Below are 16201 nucleotides of genomic sequence, written 5' to 3' on the forward strand. Positions count from 1 at the left end.
AAATCCAGATTCTACTGCCCCAAAGGGCTCAGTTTCAACCATTAAGGAAATTCCGATGAAAAAAATATACATAAAAACAATATCATATTTCATTTCGCCGATATTTGCGAATGCGGCGTATGCGGACGCGCTGACGGGCGACGTGCAGCGGCAGGCGACCAATTGGACGGCCATCGTGATGTTTTTCGTCTTTGTCGGCAGCACGCTGCTGATTACCAAGTGGGCGGCACGGCAAAACCGTTCGGCCAAGGATTTCTATACGGGCGGCGGCGGGATTTCCGGCACGCAGAACGGGCTGGCGATTGCGGGCGACTATATGTCCGCCGCGTCTTTTCTCGGCATTTCGGCAATGGTGTTTACCAGCGGCTACGACGGGCTGATTTATTCCACGGGCTTTTTGGTCGGCTGGCCTGTTGTGCTGTTTTTAGTGGCTGAGCGGCTGCGTAATCTGGGACGGTACACGTTTTCGGATGTGGCCGCCTACCGCCTGAAACAAACGCCGGTGAGGGTGTTTTCTGCCGCAGGTTCGCTTTTGGTGGTGATTCTTTATTTAATCGCGCAGGTGGTGGGTGCGGGCAAGCTGATTCAGCTTTTGTTCGGCATGAGCTACCTTTCCGCCGTGATACTGGTGGGCGTGCTGATGGTGGCCTATGTGCTGTTCGGCGGGATGCTGGCAACGACATGGGTTCAGATGATTAAGGCGGTGTTGCTGCTGGGCGGGGCGACGCTGATGGCGTTTTTTGTGTTGCAACATGCGGGGTTCAATCTGGAAACCATGTTCGGCCAGGCCGTATCGGCGCATGAAAAGGGCGAGGCAATCATGTCGCCCGGCGGGCTGGTCAAAAACCCGGCGGACGCGCTGTCGCTCGGTTTCGCACTGATGTTCGGCACGGCCGGGCTGCCGCACATTCTGATGCGCTTTTTCACCGTGCCTGATGCGCGAGAAGCACGCAAGTCGGTGGTGGTGGCTACGGGGCTTATCGGTTATTTCTACCTGCTGACGATTATCATCGGCTTTGGCGCGATTATTTTCCTGAGCCGCGATAACCCGCAGTTTTTCACGCAGGTTGTCAAAGAAGGCAAAAGCGTGTACGAAATGGTGGGCGGCACAAATATGGCGGCGGTGCACTTGGCGGGAGCCACGGGTGGCGATTTGCTGCTGGGCTTCATTTCGGCCGTCGCCTTTGCCACAATTTTGGCGGTGGTGGCGGGGCTGACGCTTTCGGGCGCATCGGCTGTAAGCCATGATCTGTATGCTTCAGTCATCCGCAAAGGTAAGGCCACGCAGCACGAGGAGATGCGGGTTTCCAAGGCGGCCACGCTGACTTTGGGCATCGTGGCTATTTTGTTCGGGGCAGCCTTTGAGAATCAGAATGTTGCCTTTATGGTCGGGTTGGCTTTCGCGTTGGCGGCATCGGCCAATTTCCCCGTGCTGATGCTCAGTATGTTTTGGAAGGGACTGACCACGCGCGGGGCGATTGCGGGCGGTTTCGCGGGGCTGCTCGGCGCCTTGGTGCTGATTTTGCTGGGCCCGACCGTGTGGGTGAGTGTGCTGCATCACGACAAACCCGTCTTCCCCTACGGTAATCCCGCGCTGTTTACCATCCCGCTGGCCTTTATCGTGGCCTGGCTGGTGTCGCTGGCCGACAAATCGGAACAGGCCGGCTGCGACAAGGCGGGTTTTAACGCTCAGTATGTCCGTTCGATGACGGGTATGGGCGCAGCCGAAGCAAGCGATCATTGATTTCCGTTTTTGCAGGCTGTTTTTTCAGACGGCCTGTATCGGTTTTTCATCTTGTTGTTTGACCTATGTCGGTTTTTGGCTGTATTAATGATATAGAGACCTTTGCAAAATTCCTTTTCCCCCAACAGCCAAAACCCAAACACAGGTTTTCGGCTGTTTTCGCCCCTAATTGCTCCTGATTTTACCCAAATGCCCCCTTAATCCTCCCCGGATACCCGATAATCAGGCATCCGGGCCGCCTTTTAGGCAGCAACAGGCACACTTAGCCTGTTAGCCGCTTTCAACAGGTTCAAACACATCGCTTTCAGATGACTTTGCGCACTCACTTTGAGCAGACCAAAATAGGCTGCCCGGGCGTAGCGGAATTTACGGTGCAGCGTACCGAAGCTTTGTTCGACCACATAACGGGTCTTCGATAAATATCGGTTGCGTTTGGTTTGTGCTTCCGTCAGCGGACGGTTGCGTTGGGCTTTGCGCATAATGCCGTCTAACAACTGATGGTCTTCCAGATGTTGCCGGTTTTCCTTGCTGTCGTAGCCTTTGTCGGCATAAACGGTCGTACCTTCGGCAATACTCTCCAACAAAGGGGAAAGATGGTTGCACTCATGGGTATTGGCGGGGGTGATGTGCAGTTTCTCGATATAGCCTTCCTCATCGGTACGGGTATGTTGTTTGTAACCGAGTTTGTAGAGGCCGTTTTTCTTTGTCCAGCGGGCATCTTTATCCTTACTCGGTGTGGTTTGGCCGCTGACTTGTCCTTCCTCGTCGACTTCTATGGCCTGACGCTGTTTGCTGCCGCCAGTCTGAATAATGGTGGCATCAATGACGGCGGCAGATGCCTTCTCTACTTTTAGGTTTTTTTCGGCCAGTTGTCGGTTGATCAGTTTGAGCAATTCGGACAGGGTATCGTCTTGCGCCAGCCAGTTGCGGTAGCGGCATAAGGTGCTGTAATCGGGGATGCTCAGTTCGTCAAAACGGCAAAACAGGTTGAAATCGATGCGGGTGATGAGGCTGTGTTCGAGTTCGGGATCGGAGAGGCTGTGCCATTGTCCGAGCAGGACGGCTTTGAACATGGACAACAGGGGATAGGCGGGACGGCCGCGATGGTCTCGGAGGTAACGGGTTCTTTGACGATTCAGGTATTGCTCGATCGGTTGCCAATCAATCACCTGATCCAACTTCAACAGTGGAAAGCGGTCGATGTGTTTGGCAATCATGGCTTGTGCGGTTTGCTGGAAGAAGGTGCTCATGGAAAATCCCCTAAATGTCTTGGTGGGAATTTAGGGGATTTTGGGGAATTTTGCAAAGGTCTCGGCCTGAATATCTGTCCGAAGGCCGTCTGAAAGCCTTATTGCTTCGCCGCCCCGCCTTGACGGCAGCTTCGTTTCACCGCATTATGGCACAGCCGCCAGGCAGCGATATTCATTGTAATCCAATACATTAGGAGATAAAACATGACCGACGCACACAAAATCTACACCGCATGGACGCAGATGTGGAACGGCCATCTCGATATTGCCGACGAACTGTTGTCGCCCCATTTCAAAGCGCACCTGACCGCCGACTCCACCCCGCCGCCCGCACCCGTTACCGACATTGCCAGCGCGAAGGCCTGGATTGCCACCATCCGCGCCAAAGCCGATTTGCATTACGAACTCGTGCTCGGCCCGTTTTGCGACGGCGACATGATTTCCGCCTATTGGCGCGTTACCGCCACGCTCGGCGACAAAACCGCCGTCAAAGTCGGCACGGATTTCCTGAAAGTCAAAGACGGCAAAATCACCGACTGCTGGACGATGAACAACAACGCCGCATAAGGCGAAGCTCGATGGGTTTCAGGCAGCCTGCACTTGGGAAATTTCAAGTGCAGGCTGCTTTTTTGCACGTTCGGCTTGTAGGCCAGGCTAAATCAGTCCTGCCTTCTCCAATCCCATCAGACCGTCCATGCTGCCCGCCGGAGTGGCAAAAGCCACATTCAGGCGGTTCCAGACGTTGATGGTGTTGATGACATGGGTCAACGCCACCAGTTCTTCTTCATCAAAATGAGCGCGTACCGCTGCGTAGTCCGCATCGTGAATACCCCGTTCGGAGATGCGGGTCAGGTTTTCCGCCCATTGCAGCGCGGCCCGTTCTTTTTTGGTAAACAGGGTGGATTCGTGCCAAACGGCCAAATGGTGCAGGCGCAGTTCGCGCTCGCCGTGCAGCTTGGCTTCTTTAACGTGCATATCGACACAAAAAGCGCAGCCGTTGATTTGTGAAACGCGTAGTTTCACCAAATCTTTCAGGGTACTATCCAGCGTGAGGCTGGCTTCCAAGGCCAGCAGTGCCTTATAGGTGTCAAGGGCATATTGGGAATAGTGTAAGCGCATAAGTTCTCCAAATAAATGAATAAGCGGGTGGGAAATTTGGCCTGCCGGAACTTTCTTCTTCAAGTGCAGGCTGCTTTTCAGACGGCCTTGGTTACAACAGCGTCAGTTTGCCCAGCCTGGCTTCCGCTTTTTGATAGTCGGGATGACTTTCGATGCGGCGCACATAGGCGGTAATGTTCGGCAGGTTTAATTCGGTGCGCGACACGGCGGCTTGCAGCGGGAAGCTCATCATGATGTCCGCGCCAGTGAGTGTGTCGCCCAGCAGCCATGCGGTTTTGCCCTGCAATTTCTGTTCGACGAATCCAAGGTGCAGTTCGAGTTGCGGATTCAGGAAATTCCTGCGTGCCCCATCGGTAATCTTGCGGGCAATCGGCTTCGCAAAAAACGGCATCGGGTTTTGGTCTATCTTACGAAACACCAGCGACATGACCAAAAGCGGCATCAGTGATCCTTCGGCGTAGTGCAACCAAAATAGGTAGTCGGGGTAATTCGGGCTGTCGGCGGCGGGGCGCAGACTGCCTGTTTTGTCATACGTGGCAATCAGGTATTCCACAATCGCGCCGCTTTCGGGCAAGATAAGGCTGCCGTCCTGCAACAGCGGCGATTTACCGAGTGGGTGGATTGAGCGCAGGCTTTCCGGCGCGAGTTGGGTTTGTTCGTTACGGCGGACAATTTCGGCGTGGTAATCCAATCCGAGGTGTTCCAGCAGCCAGGCGATGCGGTAAGCGCGGGATTGGGTGAGTGCGTAAAGGGTAATCATGGCGTTTCCTTTATGTGTGCAGCAAAACGGTAGTATGGATGAATTATTCAATCCAATCAACCACATCTTCTACTGCCTGCCGTGTTTTGGCGCGCTTGGGTTCGCCTGTGCGATAGCCAAATGCCGCCATAACACTGACGCGGTATTCGTCAAGATTGATGAAGCCTTTGCCGGACAGCAACTTTTCCACATTTTCTTTTTGAAAGCCTTCCATCGGCGTGGAATCCACACCAATCAACGCGGCGGCAGTCATCATGTTTGCCAACGCGATATAGGTTTGCTTGGCTGCCCAATCGTTAAATGCGTGCGGATTATCGGCAATGGCAAAATCGGTTTCGGCAAACTGTTTGAAAAATTTTTGCATCATTCCAACGGTTTCAGGCGGCATTCCATGCACATCGCCCCAGATTTTTTCCTGATAATCCGCCTGCATGGCAGCCTGCGTGCGCGCCAACAAAATCACAAAATGGCTGCAATCCATGATTTTTTCCGCCGCGCCCCATGCGATGCCGCGCAACTCTTGGCGCAGAGTACGGTTTTGCACCACCAAAAACCGCCAAGGTTCCAGCCCGAACGAACTGGGCGACAGGCGTGCGGTTTCCAAAATATAAGCAAAATCATCGGCAGGGATTTTCTTCGCCGCATCATAACTTTTGCAGGCGTGGCGGAAACGGAAGGCGTTTAAAACAGTTTGTTTATCGGCAAACATAGTTTTCTCTAGTAAAATTATCTTGAATTCAAGTTAAATATAAATGGAGATTAGCTTGAAGTCAAGATAAAATAATCGCCATTTAAACCGAACGGAGCATTCTATGACCGAACACCTTGATGCAGCCGCCCACGCCGTTGCCCAATGGAAGCAGGAACTGCCTGAATTGGCCGCCGAAAATATGCTGTTAATCGGCCGTCTGAAACGTGCCGCTGCCTTCATCGCGCGCGAATTGGAAAAAGTTTACGGAGAATATGGTTTAACCGAAGGCTCGTTCGATGTGCTGGCCACTTTGCGCCGCAGTGGCGCGCCTTATACGTTGACCCCGACCGAGTTGTTCTCTTCGCTGATGGTAACATCAGGTACCATGACCACGCGCCTGAAAAACTTGGAAAACCAAGGGCTAATCGACCGTCTGCCCAACCCGGACGATGCCCGCAGCCTGCTGGTCCGCCTGACGGATAAAGGCAAAGACTTAATTGAAAAAGCCGTGTTCCCGCATGTGGAAAACGAAAAGCGGCTGCTGGAAAAGCTGGATGCGGACACCCGCACGCAACTCGAACAAGGATTGGCGGCGTGGTTGGGGGCTTTGGAAACGTGAAGGCCGTCTGAAAACATAAAGTCGGCACAATAAAAAGCAGCCTGCACTTCAATTTCCAAAGTGCAGGCTGCTTTTTTCACTTCATCAACCCAATGCCTTTGCCAACGCCACCCCTACGCCTTTGGCGGATGCCGGGTTTTGACCGGTAATCAGACGGCCGTCCACCACCACGTTTTCCGCCCAGTTCGGCGCGGCATGGTGTTTTGCGCCGTGTTCAACGAGCGCGGTTTCCAGCAGGAAGGGGACGATTTTAGCTCCGCCCGTTGCTTCTTCTTCGGCGTTGGTGAAAGCGGCAACGTTTTTGCCGCTGACCAGATATTCGCCATTAGAAAGTTTCGCGTCCACCAGCGCGGCAGGGCCGTGGCAGACGGCGGCAACGATACCGCCGTTTTCGTACACTTCGCGGATAAGGCGTTGCGCGTCAAGGCTTTCGCGGAAATCCCACATCGTACCGTAGCCGCCGGTAAACAGAATGGCGGAATAGTCCGCGCCGTTCAGACCGCCCAGCCCGGGCGCAGCTTGCAAACGTTGTTGCAGGTCAGTTTGCTGCCAGTAATGGGCGTTCACGGGGTCATCCATATTCAGGCTGTCGGCATCAACGGGGGCGACTCCGGCTCGGATGGCGGCGATTTCGCTTCGGTGCCCGGCGGCTTCGGTTTCGTGCATGGGGTGCGTGAGTTCGGACAACCAAAAGCCGGTGGGCTGGCCGCTTGCACCTTTAACGGCATTGCTGGTTACAACGTAGAGAATGGGTTTGTCGGACATGTGTGTCTCCTGTCTGCAAGGTTGGTAAATAAAGGCTGGTTTTCAGAGGAGCTTTTGGCTGTATTCAGCCGTCTGAAATTTAAAAACAATATTAGTTTGTCTATGAAAAGCGGCGCTTTTGTGAAGCTGAAAGCAGCCTACACTTTGATGCAACTGGGGTTGTCACTGCTTTATTCATGTTTTCAGGTAGCCTCAATCCGCCACCGAAGCCGCCACCCATTTCACCACCAACGGCCGCACGCCGAGCAGGCTGGCGAATGCCACCGGCCAAGTAATCAAATATGATTTCAACAAGCGCTGCAGGTAGCCCGCGTCGATGCCGGTATTCAGCGCCACCAGCACCGCGCACCATCACCGTCGAAGCGTAAAAAGAAAACAGTACGCCCGCGTATTTTTTCGGCAATTTTTTCATCTCGCTCCCCTCAAAAAATCCATATCGTGCAGTTTAAACCGTTTATAAAAACACGAAAATAAGATAAATTGGCAAACACAGCTAAAAAATGCACAAAGGAAGCAATAATGGATTGGGACTGGAACGGCATCCGCCACTTCACCACCCTCGTGGAAAAACAAACCCTTACCGCCGCTGCCGAACACCTGGGCGTGCAGCACAGCACCGTTTCGCGGCAAATCGCCCAGCTGGAAAACGCACTCGGCCTGCGCCTGTTTGACCGCATCGGCAAACGCTACCTGCTCACCCCCGAAGGCGAACGACTTTACCGCCATGCCTGCGAAATCTGCAAAGATATGAGCATGTTGCAGCGTACTGCACGCGAACAGGCCGAGCTGCGGCACAGCGTCGTCATTTCCGCACCGCCATTCGTCGCCCGACTCCTGCTGATGCCCCACATTGCCGATTTCTACCGCAAACACAACGATATACGTCTTATCATTCAAAGTGATGCCGCACTCGCCGACTTGCACGGCCGTCAAGCCGACATCGCCCTGCGCCTCGTCCGCCCCACCCAAAACGACCTTGCCGTGCGCCGCATCGCCCATTTCTCCTACCGCATCTACGGCCATGAAGGCTACCTGAAAACCATCCGCCGCGAAGACTGGCGTTTCGTGCAAATTGCCGTAAACACCCGTTTTTCCCGCTGGTTTGCCGAACAAATCGGCGAAGATGCCGACATTTCCTTCGCCAGCAACGACTTCGCCGCCGTCAAACAAGCCGTGTGCGAACAAATCGGCATCGGTATCCTGCCTGATTTCGCCGTTTTCCCCGCTGACAGGCTGCATCCCGTCTCACTCAATCCGGATAAGCCGCCGCCCGAATTCTCGTCGGAACTCTTTCTGGTCATGCACGAAGACGTACGCCGTAGCTCCAGCGTCAGGGCGGTGGCGAATTACTTCGCGGAGGTGTTGGAACACTTGTCGGCAATATGAAAAAGCAGCCTGCACTTCAATTTCAAAGTGCAGGCTGCTTTTGCGTTTGGGCGATACTGCTTTCGCCCTAGTCCTTTTCCTTCGGCGGATCGGTTGCTGGAAACCATCAGCACAATGGCGGTCAGTGCCCAAACTGTCCGAAGCAATCTGCGCCTTCGGCAATGCGCTGCTTGGCTTGCGCTTCGGTGGCGGAGTTGGTCAGGATTTCCGCTGCCTGCGTGCAGCCGATTTGTCGCAATACGTCAGCCAATACGTCCGATTTCGCCGTGTCTAAGCCGTCTTCGTAGCGGGCTTTTGGGCAGGCGCGCAGGGTTTCCAACCCGCGTTGTTTATCATGGCCTCTTACCCTATTAAAACGGAAGTCATGCTGATCGAGCCGAAGGCGAGTTCGTCATTGAATATTTCCATATCGTCCTGCGGTTCGCGCAGCGCGGCGGTGTAGAGCAGCGGCAGGTAGTGTTCGGGCGACGGCACGGAGAGCTCGGCGGCGTCCCCCAGCCGTTCGTAATGCACCAGCGTGTCGTTGTCCTGCGCGGCAAGGGCGCGGTTGACGGCATTGCGGAAGTCTATTGCCCAGTCGTAGCCCGCGGCGGGTTCGCGGCGCATGGCGCGCAGGTTGTGCACGATGTTGCCGCTGCCGACCACCAGCACGCCCTGTTCGCGCAGCGGGGCGAGTTTTTTCGCCAAATTATAGTCAATTAAAATCAAAATAAGACAGTAGCGCATCGTCAAATCGGGCGTAATCAGACAATACGGTTCGCAGATACCGCTTAATATTTGCCCACACCTTCTCAATCGGGTTGAGCTCAGGTGAATAAGGTGCAAGAGGCAATACCTTATGTCCCCATTTTTCCGCCATTTCCCGTAAGACACCCATACGGTGAAATCGTGCATTATCTAAAATAATCACCGATTTTTGAGTCAATGCGGGCAGTAGGCATTGCTGAAACCACGCTTCAAAAAAGACTCCGGTCATCGTATTTTGATAAACCATCGGAGCAATCAGCCGGTTGCCGACTTGTGCGGACACCAGAGATAAGCGTCGGTATCTTTTCCCACTTATCTGCGCTTTCACTATTTGCCCTCTCAGGCTACGGGCATAGGGACGGAACAGGTAGCGGTCAAATCCTGTTTCATCCAAATAAACGCGTTGGTAGTCGGAAAATTCGGCCAGCTGTGTCAAATAATGCGTTACTTTGGCCGGGTCTTGTTCTTTGTAAGTGGTGGTCTTTTTTTGCGCGTCATCCCCATCTGTTTGAGTGCATAGCAAACGGCGGCTGGCGTACAATCAAAATGTTTGGCGATTTCATGCAGATAGGCATCTGGGTGTTGCCCAACATATTGAGCCAGTTTTTGCCTATCCAATTTGACGGCATTCAGACCGGTAACTTGATGTTTTAGGCTGCCTGTTTGCTTTTTAAGGCGAATCCACAGGTAAAGCGTGTTTCTTGACAAGTTAAACGTTGCTGCGGTTTGGCTGATGTTTTTGCATTGTTCGTAATAGTTTAAAGCTTTGTTTCTTAAGTCCGCAGAGTATGCCATGGTTAAACCTTCAAAGTTGAGTATTGTACTATTTTGTTTTTAATTAATTATAAAATGCCATTGTGCAGGCTGCATCAGGTTCAGGCTGAGCTGCACCACGGGAATGTCGGCTTCGGAATACAAGTGTTTCAGCACCGCCCACGCGCCGTGGTCGAAGCCGCGTTCCGGGTTCATTTCCACATTTTCAGGTCGCAACAGCGAGCGCACCAGCCCCGCCAGTTCGGGCGAGCCGGGCGCGGGATATTGCACTTGGCTGAGTGCTGCGGGGAAGCCGTAAAAATCGTAAATCATTTCGGGGCGTTCGCCGGACGTTACCTGCAAACGGTTGCCGTACCAGTGCGCCGAAATCATCAGAATGGCTTTGGGCTTGGCAAATTTCTGCGCAATGCGGCGGAAGCCTTGGTTGAACGGATTTTCTGCGTCCAGCGCGTTCATCGGGCTGCCGTGTCCGGCAAACAATACGGGCATTTTGTTCATGGTGTTTCCCAATTCGTTTTGAAACGGATGATTTTACGGGAAACTTTTGCGCGAACAATCCCGTTTGGAGAAGAATATATTTTCTTAATGGGAAATCATCGGGCGGTTTTTGGCTTTTGTGTTTTATTTTTTGTTGTTTATAAAGGCTACCTGAAAGCGCAGCTTCAACGAAGTTAAAACGAAGCGAAGCGAGTTTCTGCGAAGCTAAAACGGATTTATGCTTCGCCTTCCCAGCCGCCGCGCGTATCCACGCCGGTTTCTTCCGCAGGCGTTCGATTTCGGCCGTTTGTTCGGCGGTCAGTACCAGCTTGGCAGAGACCTTTGCAAAAAAGCCTTTCCCCCAACAGCCGAAACCCAAACACAGGTTTTCGGCTGTTTTCGCCCCTAATTGCTCCTGATTTTACCCAAACGCCCCCTTAATCCTCCCCGGATACCTAATAATCAGGCATCCGGGCCGCCCTTTAGGCGGCAACAGGCACACTTAGCCTGTTAGCTGCTTTCAACAGGTTCAAACATATCGCCTTCAGATGGCTTTGCGCACTCACTTTGAGCAGACCAAAATAGGCTGCCCGGGCGTAGCGGAATTTACGGTGCAGTGTACCGAAGCTTTGTTCGACCACATAACGGGTCTTCGATAAATATCGGTTGCGTTTGGTTTGCGCTTCCGTCAGCGGACGGTTGCGTTGGGCTTTGCGCATAATGCCGTCTAACAACTGATGGTCTTCCAGATGTTGCCGGTTTTCCTTGCTGTCGTAGCCTTTGTCGGCATAAACGGTCGTACCTTCGGCAATACCCTCCAACAAAGGGGAAAGATGGTTGCACTCATGGACATTGGCGGGGGTGATGTGCAGTTTCTCGATATAGCCTTCCTCATCGGTACGGGTATGTTGTTTGTAACCGAGTTTGTAGAGGCCGTTTTTCTTTGTCCAGCGGGCATCTTTGTCTTTGCTCGGTGTGGTTTGACCGCTGATTTGTCCTTCCTCATCGACTTCTATGGCCTGACGCTGTTTGCTGCCGGCAGTCTGAATAATGGTGGCGTCAACGACGGCGGCGGATGCCTTCTCTACTTTTAGGTTTTTTTCGGTCAGTTGGCAGTTAATCAGTTTGAGCAATTCGGACAGGGTGTCGTCCTGCGCCAGCCAGTTGCGGTAGCGGCATAAGGTGCTGTAATCGGGGATGCTCAGTTCGTCAAAACGGCAAAACAGGTTGAAATCGATGCGGGTGATGAGGCTGTGTTCGAGTTCGGGATCGGAGAGGCTGTGCCATTGTCCGAGCAGGACGGCTTTGAACATGGACAACAGGGGATAGGCGGGACGGCCGCGGTGGTCTCGGAGGTAACGGGTTCTTTGACGATTCAGGTATTGTTCGATCGGCTGCCAATCAATCACCTGATCCAACTTCAATAATGGGAAGCGGTCGATGTGTTTGGCGATCATGGCTTGTGCGGTTTGCTGGAAGAAAGTGCTCATGAGAAATCCCCTAAATGTCTTGATGGGAATTTAGGGGATTTAGGGGAATTTTGCAAAGGTCTCCCTCTACCCAACCTCAAATTCTCTGCATTAGAATAGTATATTGATCAAAAGGAGAATACATGACTACCTACTTCGTCTCGCGACATCTAGGCGCAATTGAATGGATAAAGCAGCAACCTCAATGGCAGATAGATGAATTTACCCCACACCTGGACGCAACAAGAATTCAAGCGGGTGATGTGGTTTTAGGAACACTGCCTTTGCACTTGGCTGCGGAAGTGTGCAGTCGTGGTGCCAAGCTTTATTTTTTAATGTTGCCCCAACAATTTGCCGAACGCGGCAATGAACATACTGTCGCAGCCATGTCTGCCGCAGGCGCAACTTTACAGCGGTTTGAAGTCAAAAAAATCTCCGAATAAAACTTCAAGTTTCCTGAAAAACATTGATCCAGAAAATGCAATGAGACAAAAACGCAAAATCTTAATCGCCGTTACAGGCATGTCGCCACAAATTTTGACCGAAACCGTCTATGCCCTGTATACGCAGCAAAATTGGCTGCCTGATGAAATTTTTGTACTGACCACACAAACCGGCTACAACAATATCGTTCGTAATTTGCTTGGGGAAGACGGCTTTTTCACGCGCCTTTGCAAAGATTACAATCTGCCTGAAATTCAGTTCGGCGAACGGAATATCCATGTTATCCACGATACTGGCGGTGAAAAACTGAGTGATATCCGCACACCTGAAGAAAACAATTTGGCAGCGGATATGATTGTGAATTTTATCCGCCAACAATGCGCCGATGATAAGACCGAGCTACACGTTTCCATCGCAGGCGGACGAAAATCCATGGGATTTTATATTGGTTACGCACTATCTTTGTTTGGTCGTCCGCAGGATAAGCTGTCGCACGTCCTGGTTACCGAAGGATTTGAAAACAACCCGCTTTTTTTCTATCCGACCCATTACGACAACTATATTTCCAAAAAGCCGTACGACCCCAATTGTACAGAAACCATTAACACTCGTGAAGCCAAAGTAATGCAGGCAGAAATTCCGTTTGTACGCATGAGTTACGGTTTGCCAAATTTGGCGCAGAATAATGTGAGCTACTCTGAAGCAGTACAACTCCTACAAAACAATTTAAAAGCTGACCGCATCATTTTAAATATCAAAAATTGCACCATTCAACTTGGGCAGGACAAACCCATTAAAATAGCCGACAAACGCTACTTTTTTGCCTATGCCGCATTAGCGCGGTTTCATTTGCAAAATAAAAGCATCAAGCTGATAAACCAAGCAGCCTGCTATGACAACATTAAAAACAACAAATGGCAGCTTGGCGTATATCCGGAACTGGATGATTTTCAAACATGCTATTGGGACATCATGCAAATCAACGAACCATCTCTCAAAAATGCTCCGAATCGTCAAGAGCTGTTAGAGCAGGCGCGCAATAGCGCATTGCAAAGTTTGCGCGAACTACCTTCCAAACTCCGTCTCATCTTAATGGAGAACTTTTCAGAATACGTTGCAGAACAATACGGCGTATTTAGCACAGGTACGCGCAAAACAACGCCTACATATTATTTAAAAATGCCGGTCGAAAAAATTGAAATTGTAGGGTAACAAAAAATCATTTTTTTAAGCTGCCAGCCCTATTTCCACTTTTACATGGAGTCTTACATGTCCCAAACCATCATTGCCCTCTGCACTGCCGAGCAACTGGCCTCCGCCATTCCCGATTGGCAACGATACGGCATTCAATTTGCAAACACATCAGAGCGCCTAAACCGCTTCCAAGCAGCCGATTGCATTTTGTGCTTGCCCGAGACGCCCGTTCCATTATTAAGTGCGGCATGGCAGCGTTTTTCCCAAAGCCGCTTTTTCATCTCACAGGGCAGACAACAGTGGCTGGACGGACAAACACGGCAATCTGTAGATTTCAATCAGCTGTTATCTACCCGCGAACAGCCTAAAAAAGAACAACAGGCAGTAACAACCCCTCCCCAACAAATACAAATCAAACAGTCCAGTAATCCGCCTGGTAACATGACAGACAACACACTATTGTTTGAAATATTCAAATTCGCCGCCTGGGGCTTAGACAACAAAGACTATCAAGAAAAAGTAAACGAACTGCTTTACCTTGCGGCACAGCGTGGTACTGAATTGTCAAACTCCGCTCAAAAAAACAAGAAACAGGGCGAACACGCCTATCAGCTGACGCAAGAATTAGAAACCCTATTCAAAAAAGACAACCAGACAGCTCTAAACGCTTGGTTTAATGAGCAGCAAGCCCGCCCCGAACTAAGCCAACGCATCAAAAAACACTTAGCCATCAAACTGGGCAAGCTCAACAACAATAAAGACAAGAGAAAATCCTTCACGCCCACACAAGGCTGCCTGGTACGACCACCCCAATTTACCCAACATCATCCCAACAGCCTTCGCCACCTGCCAGCACATTCCAACTGGGAAATCGTCATTGACGAAACAGGCATGGAATTTGAGCAGGCGGAGGATTTATCCATCGACGACTACAGCTTAGGCCGCTATGTCGCGCTTGCCATTCCGCAAGGCAGAGCCAAATTGGACAAACTGCCCGAAACATTCCACGCCGCTGAAGAAAAGCCCGAGCTGCTGGACAAAGTCATCAACAACATCCTCTCGCAATCGGTAGGCGTATTGGGCATTACGGCCAAAGACCCGCTTTCATTCAACCGCCCGCGTTGGTTTAGCGGTGTGTACCGTTTACTGCAACTTGCCTTGCGCCTGCTGCCGCTACCCAACGAAGGCAGCAAGCAGGTACACGTATTTATCGAACAACGCGGCGGCTTTAATGCCGACACCGACTTGCAGGTTTTAAAACAACTGCTGTTAAGCGAATTGCAAAGCATAGACGAAGCCCGTTTCAGCCAGCTGCTCCTGTCGCTGGAAATCGCCCCCAAAGGCAAACACCCCTATCTCGCCCATGTTGATGCACTGGCGCACTGCTGGGGCGGTTCGTCCGCCAAACAACGTTTGATAAGAGCCAAATTCAAAGGACATTGTTTCCTTACCCCGGAAAGCGGCGATTTAGAACGCATTTATGCCGCACTCGATGGCAAAACTGCCCTGTCGTCGCACGACTGGTTTCAAGCAGTCTGCGCCCTGTCCGGTGAACCCGAACACAGCCTCTTACGCGAAGCCATGCAGCAATTGGGCGAACGCTGCCAAACACAGCCCGAAATCTGGCAAAACTACCTGCAAACAGTCCGCCAACGCCTAAACGAAAAAGACTACCACCCCCAAGCCCTAGATGAAATCTTAGGCTGGCTGCAAACCTACGCCCCGGCAGACAACAAACTGCCGCCACTATTACAACTGCGTTTTCAAGCAGCCCGGCTTGCCGCCGACAACCATCAGGGCAGAATGCGTCTGGAAGCCATACAAAACCTGCTTGATTTGGGCAACCAACTGAAATACGAAGCCGCACCCGAAGTCGCGCAGGTATACAACCGCCTGGCGGTAGCCACCACCAACATATACGAATTCGACTACGCCAAACAAATTCTGGAACACGCGCTCAAACTGCCTGAAATTGCCGTCGGTCGGCAGCAATACGGCAGGCTTCTATCAGGCATGGGACAGATACACGCCTTCTCGGGCGAACACCAAGCTGCCGCATCATTTTTTACCCAAGCACTTGAAACATTTGAAAAACTATCCGACCCTGACGCGGCACAAAAAGACATCCGTCAAACCCGCCTATACCGGCTGCACAACGCCCTGGACGCAGGCGAAACATGGGAAAACATACAGCCGCTCGCCACATCTGTTTTCGGCAGCGATTTAGACAAAGCCGCCAACAAATTTTCAATCAGCCCGGACGACCGCTTTACCCATCATGCCTTATTGCGCCTGCTTGCCGCCTATCCGCAGCAAACCGCATCCGCGCAAAAAACCTATTTGTACAATCAAGCCCACTGGCAAAGCGAAGCAGGACACCCATGGCAGCTTATCCACCTGTGGCGCGGCTGGTTGGCGCATTTTGCAGGCAACGACATCATTGCCATCGAAGCCTTTAACCATGCCCTAGACGAAGAAGCAGACGGCCTGACCCTGCAATGGATTGCGCTGACGACTGCCGTATTGGCAGAACGGCTCGGACTGGGCAAATCCAGCCCCTACCCCATTGCCGCCGAAGCTGCTCGTCTGAAAACCGCGTTCCCCCAAGCGCCGCACGCAGCCTTACAGACCTTGCAGAAAAGCGAAGCACAACCCGAAAAACTGCTTGCCGCGCTGAAAGCCTGCCTGCCTTTTAACTTCAAATAAAAAAGCACATACCGACACAACACGCCCTTTTTCAAGCAAACCGAATCTCTCAAACA

The 16201-nt window shown here is 52.0% G+C and carries 16 protein-coding genes and 2 pseudogenes; 7 read left to right on the forward strand and 11 right to left on the reverse strand.

The features are described from left to right. Positions 1-55 precede the first annotated feature (55 nt). Positions 56-1744 (forward strand): cation acetate symporter, encoded by a 1689-nt coding sequence (locus MON40_RS07255; protein WP_039863073.1) that lies wholly within the window; start codon positions 56-58, stop codon positions 1742-1744. 242 nt (positions 1745-1986) lie between these two features. Here MON40_RS07255 and MON40_RS07260 read toward each other — a convergent pair whose 3' ends face one another. Then, on the reverse strand, positions 1987-2994 hold the full coding sequence (locus tag MON40_RS07260; protein ID WP_242925836.1) for an IS5 family transposase: 1008 nt from the start codon (positions 2992-2994) through the stop codon (positions 1987-1989). Positions 2995-3198: 204 nt separating this feature from the next. Between MON40_RS07260 and MON40_RS07265 the strand changes: the two genes are divergently transcribed. After that, complete coding sequence (locus tag MON40_RS07265; protein ID WP_003778828.1) at positions 3199-3561, forward strand: nuclear transport factor 2 family protein; 363 nt, start codon at positions 3199-3201, stop codon at positions 3559-3561. A gap of 87 nt (positions 3562-3648) precedes the next feature. Here the strand turns inward: MON40_RS07265 and MON40_RS07270 are convergent, their stop codons facing one another. From MON40_RS07270 to MON40_RS07280, 3 genes are all read right to left on the reverse strand, one after another. After that, complete coding sequence (locus MON40_RS07270) at positions 3649-4113, reverse strand: carboxymuconolactone decarboxylase family protein (RefSeq protein WP_039863076.1); 465 nt, start codon at positions 4111-4113, stop codon at positions 3649-3651. A gap of 91 nt (positions 4114-4204) precedes the next feature. Next, a complete protein-coding gene (locus tag MON40_RS07275; RefSeq protein ID WP_003778830.1) occupies positions 4205-4873 on the reverse strand; it encodes a glutathione S-transferase in 669 nt (222 codons plus the stop codon). 43 nt (positions 4874-4916) lie between these two features. Then, positions 4917-5582, reverse strand: a complete 666-nt coding sequence (locus MON40_RS07280) for an NAD(P)H-dependent oxidoreductase (protein ID WP_003778831.1) — start codon at positions 5580-5582, stop codon at positions 4917-4919. Positions 5583-5685: 103 nt separating this feature from the next. On the opposite strand from MON40_RS07280, the gene MON40_RS07285 reads away from it, so the two are divergent. Further along, complete coding sequence (locus MON40_RS07285) at positions 5686-6183, forward strand: MarR family winged helix-turn-helix transcriptional regulator (RefSeq protein ID WP_003778832.1); 498 nt, start codon at positions 5686-5688, stop codon at positions 6181-6183. An 84-nt stretch (positions 6184-6267) separates the two neighbouring features. On the opposite strand, the gene MON40_RS07290 is transcribed toward MON40_RS07285, so the two are convergent. Beyond that, positions 6268-6948 carry a type 1 glutamine amidotransferase domain-containing protein gene (locus MON40_RS07290; protein ID WP_003778834.1) on the reverse strand — a complete coding sequence of 227 codons (681 nt, stop codon included), beginning with the start codon at positions 6946-6948 and terminating at the stop codon, positions 6268-6270. A gap of 100 nt (positions 6949-7048) precedes the next feature. After that, a complete protein-coding gene (locus MON40_RS13550) occupies positions 7049-7360 on the reverse strand; it encodes a hypothetical protein (RefSeq protein WP_003778836.1) in 312 nt (103 codons plus the stop codon). A gap of 107 nt (positions 7361-7467) precedes the next feature. On the opposite strand from MON40_RS13550, the gene MON40_RS07300 reads away from it, so the two are divergent. After that, entirely contained in the window at positions 7468-8334 is an 867-nt protein-coding gene (locus MON40_RS07300; RefSeq protein WP_003778839.1) for a LysR family transcriptional regulator, read from the forward strand. A 121-nt stretch (positions 8335-8455) separates the two neighbouring features. Here the strand turns inward: MON40_RS07300 and MON40_RS07305 are convergent, their stop codons facing one another. From MON40_RS07305 to MON40_RS07325, 5 genes and pseudogenes are all read right to left on the reverse strand, one after another. Beyond that, a complete protein-coding gene (locus MON40_RS07305) occupies positions 8456-8653 on the reverse strand; it encodes a hypothetical protein (RefSeq protein ID WP_003778841.1) in 198 nt (65 codons plus the stop codon). 23 nt (positions 8654-8676) lie between these two features. Then, positions 8677-9027 (reverse strand): annotated as a pseudogene (locus MON40_RS07310) (dioxygenase); the annotation flags it as partial. A gap of 1 nt (position 9028) precedes the next feature. Beyond that, positions 9029-9876, reverse strand: a protein-coding gene (locus tag MON40_RS07315; protein ID WP_242925838.1) for an IS630 family transposase whose coding sequence is annotated in 2 segments (ribosomal slippage) — positions 9029-9561 and positions 9561-9876 — 849 coding nt in all. Because the reading frame shifts where the segments join, the coding sequence is not laid out codon by codon here. Positions 9877-9927: 51 nt separating this feature from the next. After that, positions 9928-10353, reverse strand: a pseudogene (locus tag MON40_RS07320) (dioxygenase family protein); the annotation flags it as partial. Positions 10354-10814: 461 nt separating this feature from the next. Further along, complete coding sequence (locus MON40_RS07325) at positions 10815-11822, reverse strand: IS5 family transposase (protein WP_242925839.1); 1008 nt, start codon at positions 11820-11822, stop codon at positions 10815-10817. 122 nt (positions 11823-11944) lie between these two features. Here MON40_RS07325 and csx16 point away from each other — a divergent pair, with 122 nt between their 5' ends. From csx16 to MON40_RS07340, 3 genes are read left to right on the forward strand one after another with little or no spacing between them, the layout of a single operon-like run. Beyond that, a complete protein-coding gene (gene csx16, locus MON40_RS07330; protein WP_003778845.1) occupies positions 11945-12244 on the forward strand; it encodes a CRISPR-associated protein Csx16 in 300 nt (99 codons plus the stop codon). Between the two features lie 40 nt (positions 12245-12284). Beyond that, positions 12285-13457, forward strand: a complete 1173-nt coding sequence (gene csm6 / locus MON40_RS07335) for a CRISPR-associated ring nuclease Csm6 (protein ID WP_003778846.1) — start codon at positions 12285-12287, stop codon at positions 13455-13457. Positions 13458-13514: 57 nt separating this feature from the next. Then, complete coding sequence (locus tag MON40_RS07340; RefSeq protein ID WP_242925840.1) at positions 13515-16145, forward strand: tetratricopeptide repeat protein; 2631 nt, start codon at positions 13515-13517, stop codon at positions 16143-16145. The last annotated feature ends 56 nt before the right edge of the window (positions 16146-16201 follow it).

This window comes from Neisseria macacae ATCC 33926 (assembly GCF_022749495.1).
GTDB classification, from domain to species: domain Bacteria; phylum Pseudomonadota; class Gammaproteobacteria; order Burkholderiales; family Neisseriaceae; genus Neisseria; species Neisseria macacae.